Genomic DNA, 15,910 nt, shown 5'->3' with positions numbered 1-15,910 from the left:
AACGCATTTGCTTTACATGCCCCCATTTGCCATTTCTTTGCTACAATAGATGCAATTTTTTATCTACTTTTGAACTGTTTGAACTATGACTGATTCAGCGCAAAATATTGCTACAACTTACGATCCGACCGAGATCGAGAAAAAATGGTACCAAACTTGGGAAGAGCGCGGCTATTTCAAGCCCTCTGAAAAAGGTGAGTCATTTTGTATCATGATTCCGCCACCAAACGTCACCGGTAGCTTGCACATGGGTCATGGTTTTAACAATGCCATTATGGATGCCTTAACACGCTACAACCGGATGTCTGGTAAAAATACCTTATGGCAACCAGGTACAGACCACGCGGGTATTGCAACGCAAATGGTGGTTGAACGTCAGTTGGGTGCTCAAGGTGTCAGCCGTCATGACCTTGGTCGTGAAAAATTCATCGAAAAAGTCTGGGAATGGAAAGAACAATCAGGCGGTACGATTACACGTCAAATTCGTCGTTTAGGTTCTTCAGTAGACTGGTCGCGTGAACGCTTCACCATGGATGAAGGTTTATCCAATGCAGTCAAAGAAGTCTTCGTAAAACTGCATGAAGATGGCTTAATTTACCGCGGTAAACGTTTGGTAAACTGGGATCCAAAACTGCAAACTGCCCTTTCTGACCTCGAAGTTGAGTCGGATAAAGAAGAAGCAGGTTCACTCTGGCACTTCAAATATTTCTTTGAAGATAAATCACTACGCACTCACGATGGTAAAGATCACATCGTTGTAGCGACGACTCGTCCTGAAACATTATTGGGTGATACTGCTGTTGCTGTTGCGCTTGATGATGAACGTTATACTGATCTAGTAGGTAAAAACATCATCCTACCGATTACAGGCCGGGCAGTTCCAATCGTTAAAGACGAATATGTAGACAAAGAATTCGGTACAGGTTGTGTGAAAATCACCCCTGCGCATGACTTCAATGACTATGAAGTGGGTAAACGCTGCGAATTGCCAATCATCAACATCTTCAACAAAAATGCGGAAGTGTTGGCTGAATTTGAATACATCGCGAAAGCGGGCGAACAAATTTCTAAAACTATTCCTGCACCTGCAGACTACATTGGTTTAGAGCGTTTTGAAGCACGTAAAAAGTTAGTTGAACAAGCTGAAGCCGAAGGCTGGTTAGACCAAATCCAACCGTACACGTTGAAACCACCTCGCGGTGACCGTTCAGGCGTGATTGTTGAACCTCTACTCACAGACCAATGGTATGTAAAAATTGCGCCACTTGCTCAACCTGCCATTGAAGCAGTGAAAGATGGTCGCATCAAGTTCGTGCCTGAGCAATACAGCAATATGTACATGGCGTGGATGAACAACATTCAAGATTGGTGTATTTCACGTCAATTGTGGTGGGGGCATCGTATTCCTGCTTGGTACGATGCTGAAGGTAACGTATTCGTTGGTCGTGACGAAGAAGAAGTTCGTGCGAAAAACAACATCCCCGCTAACGTTGAATTGAACCAAGACGAAGACGTACTCGATACATGGTTCTCATCAGGTCTGTGGACATTCTCAACTTTAGGCTGGACAGGCGATGCTGAAAACGACAAAACCAACTACTTCTTAAACACCTTCCATCCAACAGATGTATTGGTCACTGGTTTTGACATCATCTTCTTCTGGGTGGCGCGTATGATCATGCTGACCATGCACTTCATGAAAAATGAAGATGGTACGCCACAAGTGCCGTTTAAAACGGTGTATGTACATGGTTTGGTACGTGATGGCGAAGGTCAAAAAATGTCGAAGTCTAAGGGCAACGTGCTTGATCCTTTAGACCTCATTGACGGTGTTGACCTTGAGACTTTGGTACAAAAACGTACTACAGGTCTAATGAACCCGAAACAAGCGGCGAAGATTGAAAAATCAACCCGTAAAGAATTCCCAGAAGGCATTCAAGCCTATGGTACCGATGCGGTTCGTTTCACCTTCTGTGCACTTGCGAACACGGGTCGTGACATTAAGTTCGACATGAAGCGTGTTGAAGGCTACCGTAACTTTGCCAACAAAATCTGGAACGCAACCCGTTTCGTGATGATGAACTGTGAAAATCAAGAAATTGGTAGCGAAGCTCGTCAAGACCTTTGGGAATTGCCTGAACAGTGGATCGTGAGCCGTCTGCAAAAAGCAGAAGCTGCGGTACAACAAGCCTTTGCCACTTACCGTTTAGACTTGGCTGCACAAGCAATTTACGAGTTCATTTGGAATGAATACTGTGACTGGTATGTCGAACTGACCAAACCTGTTCTGAATGATGAAAATGTATCGGTTGAGCGTAAAGCTGAAGTTCGTCGTGTACTCCTAGCGGTAATGGAAGCATCTTTACGTCTTGCACATCCGTTGATGCCGTATTTGACTGAAGAAATTTGGCAGACACTTGCACCTAAACTCGGTATTTCTGGCGAAACCATTATGTTGGCACAATACCCAGTTGCCAACCCTGAGCGTGTAAATGAACAGGCTGAAGCCGATATGCAATGGCTTCAAGGTTTGATTGGTGCGGTACGTAACATTCGTGGTGAAATGGGCTTAGGTAATGCGCGTTTATTACCAGTATTGCTACAAAACACGACTGAAGCTGAAAAAGCACAGATCACACGTATTGAAGCCTTGTTTAAAGCATTGGCAAAAGTAGAAAGCATTACGTTCTTGGCTGACGGCGAACAACCGCCATTGTCTTCTTCTTCTGTAGTGGGTCATGCCTCTGTCTTTGTTCCTATAAAAGGTTTAATTGACCCGAAAGCGGAATTAGGTCGTTTACAAAAAGACTTAGACAAAGTGCAAAAACAGCATGACGTCATTGCAGGCAAACTTTCTAATGAAGGTTTTGTCGCGAAAGCACCTGCGGCTGTAGTTGAAGGCGAAAAAGTAAAACTTGCTGAATTTGCTGACCAGTTAGTGAAGATTAAAGCGAATATGGAACAGATTGCAGCGCTATAATGCTGTAATTTGACTACTATTTAATCTAGAATCCTCTTCAAATTTGAAGGGGATTTTTTTATGTATCCAATAATTGGACATCATATTTTTTTATTTTTATTAGGAATACTTTTATTCTTTACAGTGAACTTTATAGGTAAGTATTCAAAAGGATTTGGGTATGCAGAAATTAAATTTGATATTCATAGTGATGAACTAGGGCTTGTTGAGAATTAACAAAGGCTACTGATTAATTTATAATAGTACTATGGATAGATACATACTTACTGATGCCCAATGGGCAAAAATGGAACCTTTTTGCCTAGGTAAAGTGACCGATCGAGGTCGTAGTGGAAAAGATAATCGATTATTTTTAGAAGCAGTCCTATGGATTGCCCGTACAGGCAGTCCATGGCGTGATCTACCTCCTCATTTTGGTAAATGGAATACCGTCTTTAAAAGATACCGTGATTGGGTGAAAGCTGGTGTATTTGAAACTATTTTTGCATCTGTAAATGAAGATGTTGATTTGGAATACGCCATGATTGATGGAACGATTGTTAAAGTTCATCGACATGGGCAAGGTGCAAAAGGGGGACTTTCAAACAGTCTATAGGTAAATCTCGAGGTGGAATGACCTGTAAAATTCTTGTCTTAGTGGATAGTCTAGGCAACCTTATTAAATTTCGATTAATGCCTGGTCAATATCACGATTTAGTAGAAACCAAACCTTTAATTGAAGATGTTGATTTTCAAGCATTACTGGCTGATAAAGCATTTGATGCAGATTGGCTCATCCAAGAACTCAATGAACGTAAAGTGAAAGTGGTGATCCCACCTAAATCTAATCGAAAAGTAATGAGAGCATTTGATACGATTATGTATAAATGGCGTCATCTCATTGAAAACTATTTCTGTAAGTTAAAAGAATTTAAACGTATAGCGATGCGTAGTTGTAAAACAGATACGAGTTTTGAAGCCATGATTCAATTGTGCGCGAGTTTAATTAACTCTCGGTAATTCTCAACAGACCCTAATAGATATCTAATTGATCAAAAAAACTTAGAGGATTTTAAATTTTTAAGACATACTTCACTAATGCCTTTTGATTGCATTTTTAAATTTTTTATAAAAGATATAATTTTTTCTATTATGATTAATGAAGATTTTAATAGACCATTTATTTTTAGAAAATTAGAAAAAATATTGTGTAAAGTATCAGGTAAACGTTATACACAAGGTATTATGCAAGTTTCATCGATCATCCCTTTATCTGATGAGGAAAGCATCAAATTAGCAATCCATAAAATTTTTGAAGATGCATATAACTGCTTTCTTGAAGAAACTGTTTATCTATCAGAGTCCTTATTAGTGATTTATATTGGGCGAAACTATAATCCATGTGATGACTATATCAGTTCAGTTGACAATATATATAACATTATTAAAAATGAAAAATCTGGTGAGCTACAGATTTTTATTAATGACCACACACTAATAGGTTTAGATTCATCGTTTAATCTTGAATAATTTTTCCTCATCCCCCTATTACATAGGGAAAGGGAGCATCATCTGACCTAAAGATTACGCATGAATTTAACAATGGATGTTCCCTCTCCTTTTAGGAGATGAGCAGCGCTGCTGCGCAAGGGGAGAGGTTACAACACCCCATGCCCCAACAACATCTCTACCCCACTCACCTTTTTCATAAGCTTTAAACATTCTTTTTCCCACTTCAACTGCTGTTTTAACTCAGCAGCATCCTTATCTATCACCTTATACACATCACTCATTTTGAGCTGTTTGGTATTAATATGGCTACTCAAGTGAAAAGACGCAAAGATCTTTTCTAACAGGCTTTGCAAGTTCTGACTCTGTGTTTCCAAAGACAACTGATAAAACTTCACTTGTTCCGAACTTAAAACTTTTGAGCCTAAGCCTTTATTGGTTTCTAGCTGTAACTGAAGCTTCAATAAATAAAATAAATCCTGCTCTGCATAAGCTTCATTTACCTTCTGTAAAAGTTCAGTCTTATCTAATTTCTTCGCTTCATTAGGCTCACGGTCAGGGTGAATCATCGCGGTAATTTTTAAAAACACGGTTTTCAGTGACTGCGCTGCCATTTTGACGGCCTGCTCATGCTTTTCTTGTTGTTTTAACTGCTTGGCACGTTCTCGTTCTGCTTCATATTGGGCAGAATCGTATTCATAATTTTCCCAGTCCGCATCCACGTTTTGTTCTACCGTTTCAGCAAGGTTATGACTTTGTATTGAGTTTGCTTTGGTTTTCTTCGCGCGTATATGCTCTGCATGCTGCATATAGAAAGTATCAATTTTCTCTACCTGCTCTTTCTGCGCGGAAGTCAGCATCTGAGATTTTTTTAGTATTTTGGCTAAAGCGGCTATTTTGGTGTCAATCTGCACCAAATCTGCTTTGCTAAAGGCATCGCTGGCCAAGTGATTCCACAGGGTATCGAGCTGTGTAAATAGAACCGTGTGTAACTCGCTATACACAGGTAAAAGCTTGCTGCGCGTATAATTTTGAATCTCAGATTGCGCATTTTTCCATGCCGCCAGTTCTTGTTTTTGTTGTTCAATGCGCTCAATTAAACGATTTAATTTTTTCTGCTGCGGACTGAGTTGGGCCTCTGACTGAGCCGTCGTTTTTAACGCTGAAGACATAACCCATCCAACCCAGTACAAAAGAGAAATTATAGCGCGATCTGAGCGCACAAGCAGTGATCTCTCTTTTTAAGCCAATTTTAAAATCTGAGTGATTCAAATTTTAAATAAAAAAAGCCCATCATTCGATGAGCATTTTATTTAGATAAATAGCTTTACCAATAGTTTTCGACCGCAATATTTCCTTCACCACGGCGGTTCATGGTCAGGCCACGTGCTTTTAATGCCTCTTTGGTATCTTCGACCATTTGCGGGTTACCACACAGCATCACATGGCTGGTTTCTGGGTTGAGACTCAAACCAACTGCTTTTTCAAGCTCACCATTTTCAATCAAAACCGGTAAGCGGTCATGCAGTGAGGCATGCGGATCACGAGTAATAATCGGCACAAATTTAAAGCCTGTATGCCCTTCACCAAAAGTCTCTGCAATTTCTTGAATACGTGTTGCATACGCCAATTCAGAGGCTGTACGTACGCTATAGACCAGTGTAATGCTCTCGTACTTCGACCACGTCTCAAAGTCTTGCAACATCGAAATAAAAGGTGCCAGCCCTGTCCCTGTGCCCAGCAACCATAAGTCTTTTGGTAGTGGCAATTGATAACGCGCCAAAGTCAAAAAGCCATACGGGATCTTTTCGAGGTAGATCTCATCATTAACTTTTAAATGTTGTAAATTTGAGGTAAATGCACCTTCAGGCACCACAATCGAGAAAAACTCTAAAGTTTCATCAAAAGGAGAAGACACCACCGAATACGCTCGAACCACCAATTCATCACCCACTTTGATGCCAATACGGGCAAATTGTCCTGCGGTAAACTTAAAATGTGCAGGTCGCGTCATGGTGAAGCTAAAAAGTGTATTGGTCCAACGGTGTACGGATAAAACCTTTTCTAGGCTAAATTTTTCAATTGACATGATTTCAGCGTGGCATCAAAGACGTTGCTCATGTTAGCATGACCACATAATTTGTTAATATTTTTTAAATGTTAAGGCTATATTCATGCGCATGACTTTACGCCAGTTGGCGGTTTTTGTAGCAGTTGCTCAAGAAGGCACAGTAACCAAAGCCAGTGATGCGGTTCGACTCACCCAGAGTGCTGCGAGTATGGCTTTAGCAGATCTAGAAGACGGTTTGGGAGCTCCTCTGTTTGACCGTCTAGGTAAGCGTCTTCAGCTCAATGATCTGGGTCGTTTCCTGCTGCCACAAGCTTTAGAAATTTTGGGTCGCTGTGATGCTTTCGAGCAAGCCGCTAAAGGTGAGTTACAAAGCATTGATTTGCGTTTGGGGGCAACCCTGACCATCAGTGACTACCTCATGCCTGACCTGATGGCTGACTTCTTACAAATTCAACCTCAAGCCCATTTACAGCTGCAAGTTGGTAATACCCGTCAAATGATTGAGGCGGTGAATCAGTTCCAACTAGATTTAGCCTTGATTGAAGGCTCTTGTCACTTGCCGCAACTGCAATGTATTCACTGGCGTGACGATGAATTAGCGGTCTGCTGTGCACCAGAACATCCTTTGGCACAGTTAAATCGTACATTAACGCCTGAAGACTTTAAATCGGTCGAGTGGATCTTGCGTGAAGAAGGTTCAGGTACGCGTGAAGTGTTTGATAACGCTATTTTAAAAGACTTGCCTGATGCCAATATCCGTCTGACCTTGGGTCATAATGAAGCGATTTTAAAAATCGTGGCGGGTGGTTTAGGGATGTCATGTATTTCAAAACTGGCAACGGAACCTTTGCGCGAAAAAGGCCAGTTGGTGGTACTTGATACTCCGTTCTGGTCTCTAACGCGTCCACTGTTCATGTTGGTGCATCGTCAGAAGTACCAAGGCCCAGGACTCAAAGCCTTTATGAAATTCTGCGAAAAATAAGTAAGCAAAAAGCACCCGAGGGTGCTTTTTTTATTTCCCAAATTGGTGCTCACAAGGTTCACCATCATTGTTCCCATCCATTTTAGTATTTGGACAGTTCCTTAAGAAGTAAACCGCTTCCTCATAGGAACGCATTTGGGAGCAATGGATCCGTCCATCGCATTTAAACTGCCCTGTACTAACAGGTAAACGACCATTTTGTTTATCAATACTTTCCGTCACGCGTTCAGAGCGTGGTTGATTGGTCTGATGCAGACCTGCATCTAAATTACGCTTCCCTTGCTCAGATAAGATTTGATCAGGCAACTTTCCTAAAGCTTTACGCTGTTCTTCTACAATCTGTTGCTGCTCGAGCATCAACTGTTCAGCTTTACGCTGTTTTTCTGCACTATAACTTTGATATTTCCCATAGGTCAAAAAGCCCAATATCGCGACGATAATGATGCCAATCACGGTGATGATAGTACTTTTATGCCCTGCCTCATGGTAACGTGGTGAGGCTTGGGTACGTACTTTTTTCTTATTTGATGATCTCGCTGCTTTGCTTTCTGAGGACAGACCAAGCCGCTGGATATTGCCAGCCTTAAACTTGCCTTGGTCTTCTACAATCATAAACTGAAGTGCTTCACCAATCTTAGGTTCAATGTTGTTCTGTGGCAAATCTTTGATATGAAAAAACACATCATCAATATCCCCTTCCACCTCAATGAAACCAAAACCACGTGAGGTACTAAAGCTTTTGATTTTCCCTTTCAGAAACATAATCTGCTCTATTCAATTGTATTTTTCGTATTGTAATCAATAAAAAAGAGGCTAAAAAGCCTCTTTGCTTCAAAATGCAAAGATTAATCTTTGCACGATTGAACTCTGAATCAACGCTGACTTAGCGTCTAAAATTAGACAATAAGTCTGTGGTGATCGATTTATTATGGCTTGAGACTTTCGACTTCTTGGCTTTGGCAGAGTTGTCTTCAACCCGCTCAATTTTAATTGCTTTATAGCGATCGCCATTTTCAACCACATTAAACTTCACGCGTTCATTGCGTTTCGGCTCACCTGAGTCTGCAGGAAAATCCGAGATATGAAAAAATACTTCGCCTTCAGGTGAGGAAATAAAGCCAAAACCTTTGTCAGCGTTATATTGCTTAACTTTTCCTTGATATTGCTCGGCCTTCATAAACAGATCCTAATATGTACACGCTTTGTTGTAGTATATAAAAAAGAGGCTATAAAAGCCTCTTTTTGCTGGGGCTTAATCTTAATCTTTTTGAACTGAACCAAAGATTTTGTCGCCCGCATCGCCTAGACCCGGCACGATATAACCATTGGCATTTAAGCCTTGGTCAATTGAAGCCGTGAAAATAGTGACATCTGGATGCGCATCCAAAACACGTTTAATACCTTCAGGCGCCGCAACCAACACCATCACACGGATGTCTTTACAGCCACTTGCCTTCAATACATCAATCGCAGCAACCAATGAAGAACCTGTGGCAAGCATCGGATCGATGATCATCGCTAAACGGTTTTGTACATCTGGAACTAATTTTTTGTAATAAGTACGTGCTTCAAGCGTTTCTTCATCACGCTCTAAACCCAGTACAGACACTTTGGCACTTGGGATCAGGTTTAAAAAACCATCCAACATGCCAATACCCGCACGTAAAATTGGCACAACCGTGATTTTTTTACCCACAATGCGATCTACCGTTACTTTACCATTCCAACCATCAATTTCATGGTCGCAAACAGGTAAATCTTTGGTCGCTTCATAGGTCAACAGCATGGTCACTTCTTGAGCCAGCTCACGGAAGTTTTTAGTGCTGATATCGGCACGACGAAGAAGACCAAGCTTATGACGAATCAGTGGATGACGAATTTCATGGATAGCCACGGGAGAGCACCTAAAAGGTAAAATAAAATTCCTTACATTATAAAGCTTTTTATCGTGCGATAAAAACAAAAAAGCCCCCAATTGATGGAGGCTTTTTTGTTAAAACGAAACGTTTTTAAAAATTAGTGCTGTTGAGAAAGCATAAAGTGGATTGGAGATAGAATCTCTGACTGGAGTGCTAACTTGATAATTGGATCTGGATAGATACCAATCACAAGCACTGCTGCCGCAGCTAAAAGCACCATAATACCACCGACTTTTTGACCCCAATGATCCACAGCGTCTACACGAGGTGCATCTGGTGGTGTCATGTACATGACAACCATCACACGGAGATAGTAGTACAGACCAATACCAGAACCAACGATGATCATCGCAGCAAGGAACCAATGTTGAGTCGTTACCGCAGCCATGACCACAAGGAACTTACCAATGAAGCCCGCTGTCAAAGGAATACCCGCAAGCGATAGCATCATCACGGTTAATACGGCAGTCAAGACTGGACGACGCCAGAATAGACCACGGTAGTCCGCTAAGCTTTCTGCTTCGTCTACGTTGTTGTATGGACTAGACATCAATGCAACCGCACCGAACGCACCAATCGTAGTTAACACATAAGTGATCACATAGACCGATACGTTACCAAGGCTTGCATAGGTCATGCTGATTAAACCAATCAACAAGTAACCAAAGTGCGCAATTGAAGAGTATGCCAAGATACGTTTCAAGTTCACTTGTTTCACTGCAAGGAAGTTACCCACCAAGATCGATAACACCGCAATCACGGTTAAGATCGTCACGATTGAGTCAACAAGGATCGCACCTGAAGTAAGGATGTAACGTACAAACAGACCAATCGTCGCTACTTTTGCAGCTGTAGCAAGGAATGTTGCGATCGGAGTTGGGGCACCTGCATAAACGTCTGGCGTCCATTTGTGGAATGGCGCTAAAGACAGTTTGAATGCCACAGCAAAAACAATCAGACCTAAACCTAAAAGTACCATTGGCTGTTGGATATTTTGCATTAACGCTTGAACATTGTCATAGAACGACATTGAACCTGTGTATGCGTAGATGTAAGCCATACCCATCAACAACATTGCCGAAGCTGTTGCTGAAAGCACCAAGTACTTCACCCCCGCTTCTAAAGACTTAGAGCGTTGGTGTGTATATGCCAATAAGCCATATACAGGAATCGACATCAACTCAAGGCTAATGAAGAACGATGCATAGTGAGAACTTGCCACCATTAACATTGCACCAGTCACAGATGACAACATTAAGATATACAATTCTTCACGGTTATCTTTATAGCTTTCAATATAAGCATGCGACAGAGTACAGCATGCCAAAGCAGCAATTAGAATAATTACTTGGTACAGCAAGGTGAATGCATCCACCATGAACATACCCATCACGTTCGCAGGTTTAAAAGCACCACCGAACATTGTGAATAGTACATATGCTGCTGCAAGGTTTAAGCCCACCACTGATGCTGTCGCAATTAAGTTATGGTTACGCTTAATTGCAGTAAGAATCATCACGACAATCGTTGTTAAAGCAACGATCATCACCGGAGCTAAAGGCATAAGCTCAGAAAATGACATTGTGAAGTTCATGACTTATTGCATCTCCACATTTTCGAGTTGAACAGTTGCTTGACTCGCAACGTCAACTACTTCTTGTACAGGAATGTAGCTGTTCGCTAACCACGCCATGCTTGAATTTGAAATATCAAGGAAGCTTTGTGGGTACAGACCAAGCCATAACAGACCGAAAGCACAGATTAACAAGATCACTACTTCACGCGCATTTAAGTCTTTCAATGGGTTGTTGTAGTGCTGCTGTTGTTCTTCGTTTGGCGTACCAAACAACGCTTTGTGGATCAGAATCAAGCCATAAAGACCTGCAAATACTAAGCTTACTGCTGCAAGAATAGTAAACACTGGGAATTTTGCATAAGAACCCATCAAGATCAGGAACTCACCAATGAAGTTACCTAGACCCGGAATACCTACAAGCGCCGCCACGAAGAACATGAGGAAGAATGCAAGATATGGGAACTGACCACGCATACCGCCCATCAAACGCATATCGCGCGTATGAACACGCTCGTACACTTGACCACACATAATGAACAATGCAGCAGATGATAGGCCATGTGCCAACATCATGATCATCAAACCTTGGAAGGTTAAAATGTTACCTGCGTAAATCGCAAGTAAAACAAAGCCCATATGTGAAATTGACGTATACGCAAGTAAACGTTTCATATCGGTTTGCTGGAAAGCACACCAAGCACCGTAGAAGATACCGATTAAACCGAAAATGATCGCGATGTCTGCAAACTGTGCAGAAGCCGCTGGGAAGAATGGAATCACAAAACGTAGTAAACCATATGCAGCGGTCTTAATTAAGATACCTGCAAGGTCAACCGAACCTGCTGTAGGTGCTTGCGCATGCGCATCTGGTAACCAGCCATGTAATGGGAAAACTGGAAGTTTTACCGCAAAACCGACGAATAAACACAGCATGAATGCAAAAGCAACAGCAGGTAATTCTTTGTCTAAAGTATTGGCTACAGCTAATAAATAGTTGTAATCAAAACCGATCATACCCGTCATCATGTAACCGTAAACCACAAGGCCTAGGATACCGATGAGCATGATAAGACCAGCGACTTGCGTATAGATAAAGAATTTGGTTGCAGCGTAAACACGTGATTTACCTTCTGCCCCTTTATGACCCCAAAGCGCGATCAAGAAGTAGATAGGTACAAGCATCATCTCCCAGAAGAAGAAGAACAAGAACATGTCAATCGCTAAGAATACACCGATCACACCACCCAAAGACCATAAAAGGTTTAAGTGGAAGAAACCAACATTCTTTTGAATTTCACCCCAAGAACAGCCGACAGCTAATACACCTAAAAGTGCCGTTAAGCCCACCATTAATAGAGATAGGCCATCCACCGCTAAATGGATGTTAATGCCTAAAGTTTGAATCCATGGCAACATGAATTCAGCAGACCACGATGGCACTTTCGCGCCAAGTTCGTAGTTAAATGTACCTGTTTGCCACAGCGCAAATGTTAAGCCCAAAGTAATGAGCATACCAATCAGCGCAATATAACGCGGCAGTTTGTCGTCGAGTTTGTCGACTAACCAACAAATAAAACCTGCAATGAACGGAACTAAGATCAGCGCGGGTAGAATCCAGTTGTTTGTGATTTCCATCTTATTTCCCCACGATCTGAGTTACGATCAAGACCATTAGCAATACAAAGATACCTAATGCCATGCTTGATGCGTAATCACGCAATGAACCCGTCTGACGTGAACTTGTGAAGCTGTGACCGCCTTTTACAAGTGCAGGCAAGACTAACCACAAACGATCAATTGGATCACGACCTAAAATCTTCGCAATAAGCAAATATGGTTTCACAAAAACGATGTCATACAGCGCATCGAAGCCCAGTGCATTACGGCAAATGTTTGCAAGACCTGCACCCAATGACGTTTTAGCAAAGCCTTTCACTGCGCTATAAGCAAACGCGAATAAGACCACACCAATCACTAAACCAACCAATGCAATACCTACAGCAGTCCATTCAGCGCTATGCATGCCATGTTCTAAAGCTTCAGGAATCACAAATGCTGGAATTTTTGCTGCATTTAAAATGCTTTCCACAGGTGCTTTAAGTGCCGCACCGACGAAAGTTGAAAGTACAGCAAGAATCGCCAAAGGACCCCAGAAGGTAATGCCTTTAATCGCATGATACGGCGTATTTTCTTTACCAAAGAACACAACCCAAATGAGGCGGAATGTGTAAATCGACGTTAAGAAAGCACCAGCTACACCCACCCAATACAATGAGTTATATACTGCGATTGATTCGCCTTGTACCCAAACTGCGCCCAAGATCGCGTCTTTCGAGAAGAAGCCCACGGTGAAGTATGGAATCGCGGCCAATGCACCGCCACCAATGGCGAAACAAGCAAATAGGAATTTGTTCTTGTAGAACAAACCGCCCATCTTGAAGATGTTTTGTTCGTGGTGGTAAGCCAAAATCACTGCACCTGAAGACAAGAACAATAATGCCTTGAAGAATGCGTGAGTCAGCATGTGGAACAGGCCTGCTTGGTAAGCTTCAGCACCCACAGCCATAAACATATAACCCAGCTGACTCATCGTTGAGTAAGCCAAAATACGTTTGATGTCGGTTTGAACCAATGCAGCAAAACCAGCCACCAACAACGTTACCGCACCAGTGATTGAGATAAACATCATCACTTCAGGGGCCATTTCAAACACGGTGTACATACGGCAGCACAGGTAAACACCTGCAGTTACCATCGTTGCAGCGTGGATCAATGCAGATACAGGAGTAGGACCTGCCATTGCATCGGCCAACCATGTTTGTAATGGGATCTGTGCAGATTTACCTGCAGCACCCAAGAACAACATCAGTGCTGTCCAAATGGTTAAAGATGAACTTTGTGTCATCACTGTTGGTGCAGCGGCAACCACTTCAGCAATGTTTAAAGTACCGAACTGTTGGTAAATTAAGAACAAAGCGATCAGTAAGAAAACGTCACCGACACGTGTTACGGTGAATGCTTTAATTGCTGCAAAACCATTTGCAGGATTTTGGTAGTAGTAACCAATCAGCAAGTAAGAGCATAGACCTACGCCTTCCCAACCTAAGAACAATAACGCTAAGTTATCGCCTAATACGAGCAGCAACATGCTGGCAACGAACAAGTTGAAATAAGAGAAGAAACGCGCGAAGTCTTCTTCACCACGCATATACCATGATGCAAAGATGTGAATCAGGAAACCCACACCTGTCACCATACCCATCATGAGCAGTGATAAACCGTCAAGATGTAAGCTAATGCCTGGGCTTAGATTGCCTACATTGAACCATGTCCAAAGATGTTGAACATAAGTCACTTTGCCGTTATTAACAAAGTCTAGACCAGCGATCAAAGCAACCAATGCAGAAAGGCCAACCGCTCCTACACCAATAATTGCAGCGACATTTTCAGGAAGCTTGTTGCGACCTGCCGCTAAAAGGACAAAACCAATGAGCGGGAATAATACTGTTAAATATAAAAAACTCATCCGCGCATCTCACTAGCAGCATCCACATCCAAGTGATGGAAGCGATGGTAGAACTGAAGGACGATCGCAAGACCAATACAAGCCTCTGCCGCAGCAAGCGTTAAGATCAGAATAAACATGATTTGTCCGTCTGGTTGTACCCATGCACTACCAGCCAAAACAAACGCAAGCGCAGCTGCGTTCATCATGATTTCAAGGCTCATTAACATAAATAATAGATTGCGTCGCACCATCACACCGTAAAAACCCAGTGCAAAAAGAATGGTTGCAACAATCAAACCATGTTCTAAAGGGATGTTGCCCATTATTGTTTGTCCTCTTCTGCACCTGGTTCACGTTTGCCAAGATGGAATGCTGCAACCAACGCAGCAAGCAATAACATGGCAGCAACTTCAACCAATAATAAATAGTGAGTAAAGAGTGCTTGGCCAACGACTTTTGGACCCACAACTTCAGTACCCATAACAGGGCCCGCCGCTGTGTAGTCAGAGCCGAGCATCCACACCAACACCAAGCCCATTAAGAAGCTCATGAGTGCTGGATATGCCCAAGCAGACGATGTTAACCATTTACGTTCTTGTTCAACGGTGTGTTGACCAAGGTTTAACATCATCACTACGAATACGAATAACACCATGATCGCGCCGGCATAGACGATGATCTCAAGCGCGCCAGCAAATGGCGCACCCACGATCATAAACATACCTGCAACTGCCAAAAGTGACACGATCAAGCTTAATAAAGCGTGTACAGGATTCGCGTTGGTCACAACACGAATCGTAGAAACGATGGCCACAAGTGCCATCAAATAAAATGGCCACATCATGGTAATAAGCTCCGTACATCAACTGGTGCGCTTTCACGCTGCGCTTGACCTTTGTCTTTTCCAGTTACAGCCATACCTGTTACACGGTAGAAGTTGTAGTCTGGGTATTTACCAGGACCTGAAATGAGTAAGTTTTCTTTCTCATACACCAAGTCTTGACGAACGTATTCACCCAACTCGAAATCTGGAGTCATTTGAATTGCAGTCGTCGGACATGCTTCTTCACACATACCGCAGAAAATACAACGTGAGAAGTTGATACGGAAAAACTCCGGATACCAACGACCATCTTCTTTTTCTGCTTTTTGTAGTGAAATACAGCCAACAGGACATGCAACTGCACATAAGTTACACGCAACACAACGTTCTTCACCATCTGGGTCACGTGTTAACACGATACGACCACGGAAACGTGGTGGAACAATTTGTTCGGCTGGCACTTCTGGGTAAAGAATGGTGTCACGTTTGCGTGTCACGTGTGAGAAAACCATCCACAGTGAACGTACGATTGACCCGAACCCAGCTAGAATTTTATACATTTT

Annotated in this window: 16 protein-coding genes; 5 read left to right on the top strand and 11 right to left on the bottom strand. The window is 42.4% G+C overall.

Features of this window, described 5'->3' with window-relative positions; translation table 11 throughout:
• Positions 1–85 precede the first annotated feature (85 nt).
• From AC4CU2_RS03965 to AC4CU2_RS03950, 4 genes are all read left to right on the top strand, one after another.
• Positions 86–2,980, top strand: a complete 2,895-nt coding sequence (locus AC4CU2_RS03965) for a valine--tRNA ligase (protein WP_490768311.1) — start codon at positions 86–88, stop codon at positions 2,978–2,980.
• Positions 2,981–3,040: 60 nt separating this feature from the next.
• On the top strand, positions 3,041–3,196 hold the full coding sequence (locus AC4CU2_RS03960) for a hypothetical protein (protein ID WP_490768310.1): 156 nt from the start codon (positions 3,041–3,043) through the stop codon (positions 3,194–3,196).
• Positions 3,197–3,227: 31 nt separating this feature from the next.
• Positions 3,228–3,979, top strand: a protein-coding gene (locus tag AC4CU2_RS03955; protein WP_490768309.1) for an IS5 family transposase whose coding sequence is annotated in 2 segments (ribosomal slippage) — positions 3,228–3,564 and positions 3,564–3,979 — 753 coding nt in all. Because the reading frame shifts where the segments join, the coding sequence is not laid out codon by codon here.
• Positions 3,980–4,057: 78 nt separating this feature from the next.
• The gene (locus AC4CU2_RS03950) at positions 4,058–4,489 is read left to right on the top strand and encodes a hypothetical protein (RefSeq protein WP_490768308.1); all 432 of its coding nucleotides are present in this window, start codon (positions 4,058–4,060) and stop codon (positions 4,487–4,489) included.
• A 128-nt stretch (positions 4,490–4,617) separates the two neighbouring features.
• Here AC4CU2_RS03950 and AC4CU2_RS03945 read toward each other — a convergent pair whose 3' ends face one another.
• Together AC4CU2_RS03945 and AC4CU2_RS03940 are read right to left on the bottom strand one after the other, a co-directional pair.
• Entirely contained in the window at positions 4,618–5,640 is a 1,023-nt protein-coding gene (locus tag AC4CU2_RS03945) for a molecular chaperone DnaJ (protein WP_490768307.1), read from the bottom strand.
• Positions 5,641–5,795: 155 nt separating this feature from the next.
• A complete protein-coding gene (locus tag AC4CU2_RS03940; RefSeq protein WP_490768306.1) occupies positions 5,796–6,557 on the bottom strand; it encodes a ferredoxin--NADP reductase in 762 nt (253 codons plus the stop codon).
• Between the two features lie 85 nt (positions 6,558–6,642).
• On the opposite strand from AC4CU2_RS03940, the gene gigC reads away from it, so the two are divergent.
• Complete coding sequence (gene gigC, locus AC4CU2_RS03935) at positions 6,643–7,521, top strand: LysR family transcriptional regulator GigC (RefSeq protein ID WP_004695408.1); 879 nt, start codon at positions 6,643–6,645, stop codon at positions 7,519–7,521.
• 30 nt (positions 7,522–7,551) lie between these two features.
• Here the strand turns inward: gigC and AC4CU2_RS03930 are convergent, their stop codons facing one another.
• The 9 genes from AC4CU2_RS03930 to nuoI form a co-directional block, all read right to left on the bottom strand.
• Positions 7,552–8,283, bottom strand: a complete 732-nt coding sequence (locus AC4CU2_RS03930) for a cold shock domain-containing protein (protein WP_490768305.1) — start codon at positions 8,281–8,283, stop codon at positions 7,552–7,554.
• A gap of 121 nt (positions 8,284–8,404) precedes the next feature.
• Positions 8,405–8,698 (bottom strand): cold shock domain-containing protein, encoded by a 294-nt coding sequence (locus AC4CU2_RS03925; protein WP_004695403.1) that lies wholly within the window; start codon positions 8,696–8,698, stop codon positions 8,405–8,407.
• Positions 8,699–8,779: 81 nt separating this feature from the next.
• Complete coding sequence (gene upp / locus AC4CU2_RS03920; RefSeq protein ID WP_058870138.1) at positions 8,780–9,415, bottom strand: uracil phosphoribosyltransferase; 636 nt, start codon at positions 9,413–9,415, stop codon at positions 8,780–8,782.
• Positions 9,416–9,537: 122 nt separating this feature from the next.
• On the bottom strand, positions 9,538–11,034 hold the full coding sequence (gene nuoN / locus AC4CU2_RS03915) for an NADH-quinone oxidoreductase subunit NuoN (RefSeq protein ID WP_005400347.1): 1,497 nt from the start codon (positions 11,032–11,034) through the stop codon (positions 9,538–9,540).
• Positions 11,035–11,037: 3 nt separating this feature from the next.
• A complete protein-coding gene (nuoM, locus tag AC4CU2_RS03910; RefSeq protein WP_171455667.1) occupies positions 11,038–12,645 on the bottom strand; it encodes an NADH-quinone oxidoreductase subunit M in 1,608 nt (535 codons plus the stop codon).
• A gap of 7 nt (positions 12,646–12,652) precedes the next feature.
• Positions 12,653–14,542: an NADH-quinone oxidoreductase subunit L gene (gene nuoL / locus AC4CU2_RS03905; protein ID WP_005400345.1), complete on the bottom strand. Its 1,890-nt coding sequence runs from the start codon at positions 14,540–14,542 to the stop codon at positions 12,653–12,655.
• On the bottom strand, positions 14,539–14,847 hold the full coding sequence (gene nuoK, locus AC4CU2_RS03900; RefSeq protein WP_004695395.1) for an NADH-quinone oxidoreductase subunit NuoK: 309 nt from the start codon (positions 14,845–14,847) through the stop codon (positions 14,539–14,541). Before nuoK ends, nuoL begins: the two co-directional genes overlap by 4 nt.
• The gene (gene nuoJ, locus AC4CU2_RS03895; protein WP_171056751.1) at positions 14,847–15,365 is read right to left on the bottom strand and encodes an NADH-quinone oxidoreductase subunit J; all 519 of its coding nucleotides are present in this window, start codon (positions 15,363–15,365) and stop codon (positions 14,847–14,849) included. The genes nuoK and nuoJ overlap by 1 nt, the downstream gene beginning before the upstream one ends.
• Positions 15,365–15,907 carry an NADH-quinone oxidoreductase subunit NuoI gene (nuoI, locus tag AC4CU2_RS03890; protein ID WP_004651038.1) on the bottom strand — a complete coding sequence of 181 codons (543 nt, stop codon included), beginning with the start codon at positions 15,905–15,907 and terminating at the stop codon, positions 15,365–15,367. The genes nuoJ and nuoI overlap by 1 nt, the downstream gene beginning before the upstream one ends.
• Between the last annotated feature and the right edge of the window lie 3 nt (positions 15,908–15,910).

The sequence above is a fragment of the Acinetobacter sp. 797_lipA genome (assembly GCF_058243025.1).
Note: the sequence above shows the minus strand (reverse complement) of the source record. Positions and strands in the feature narration are given on the sequence as shown.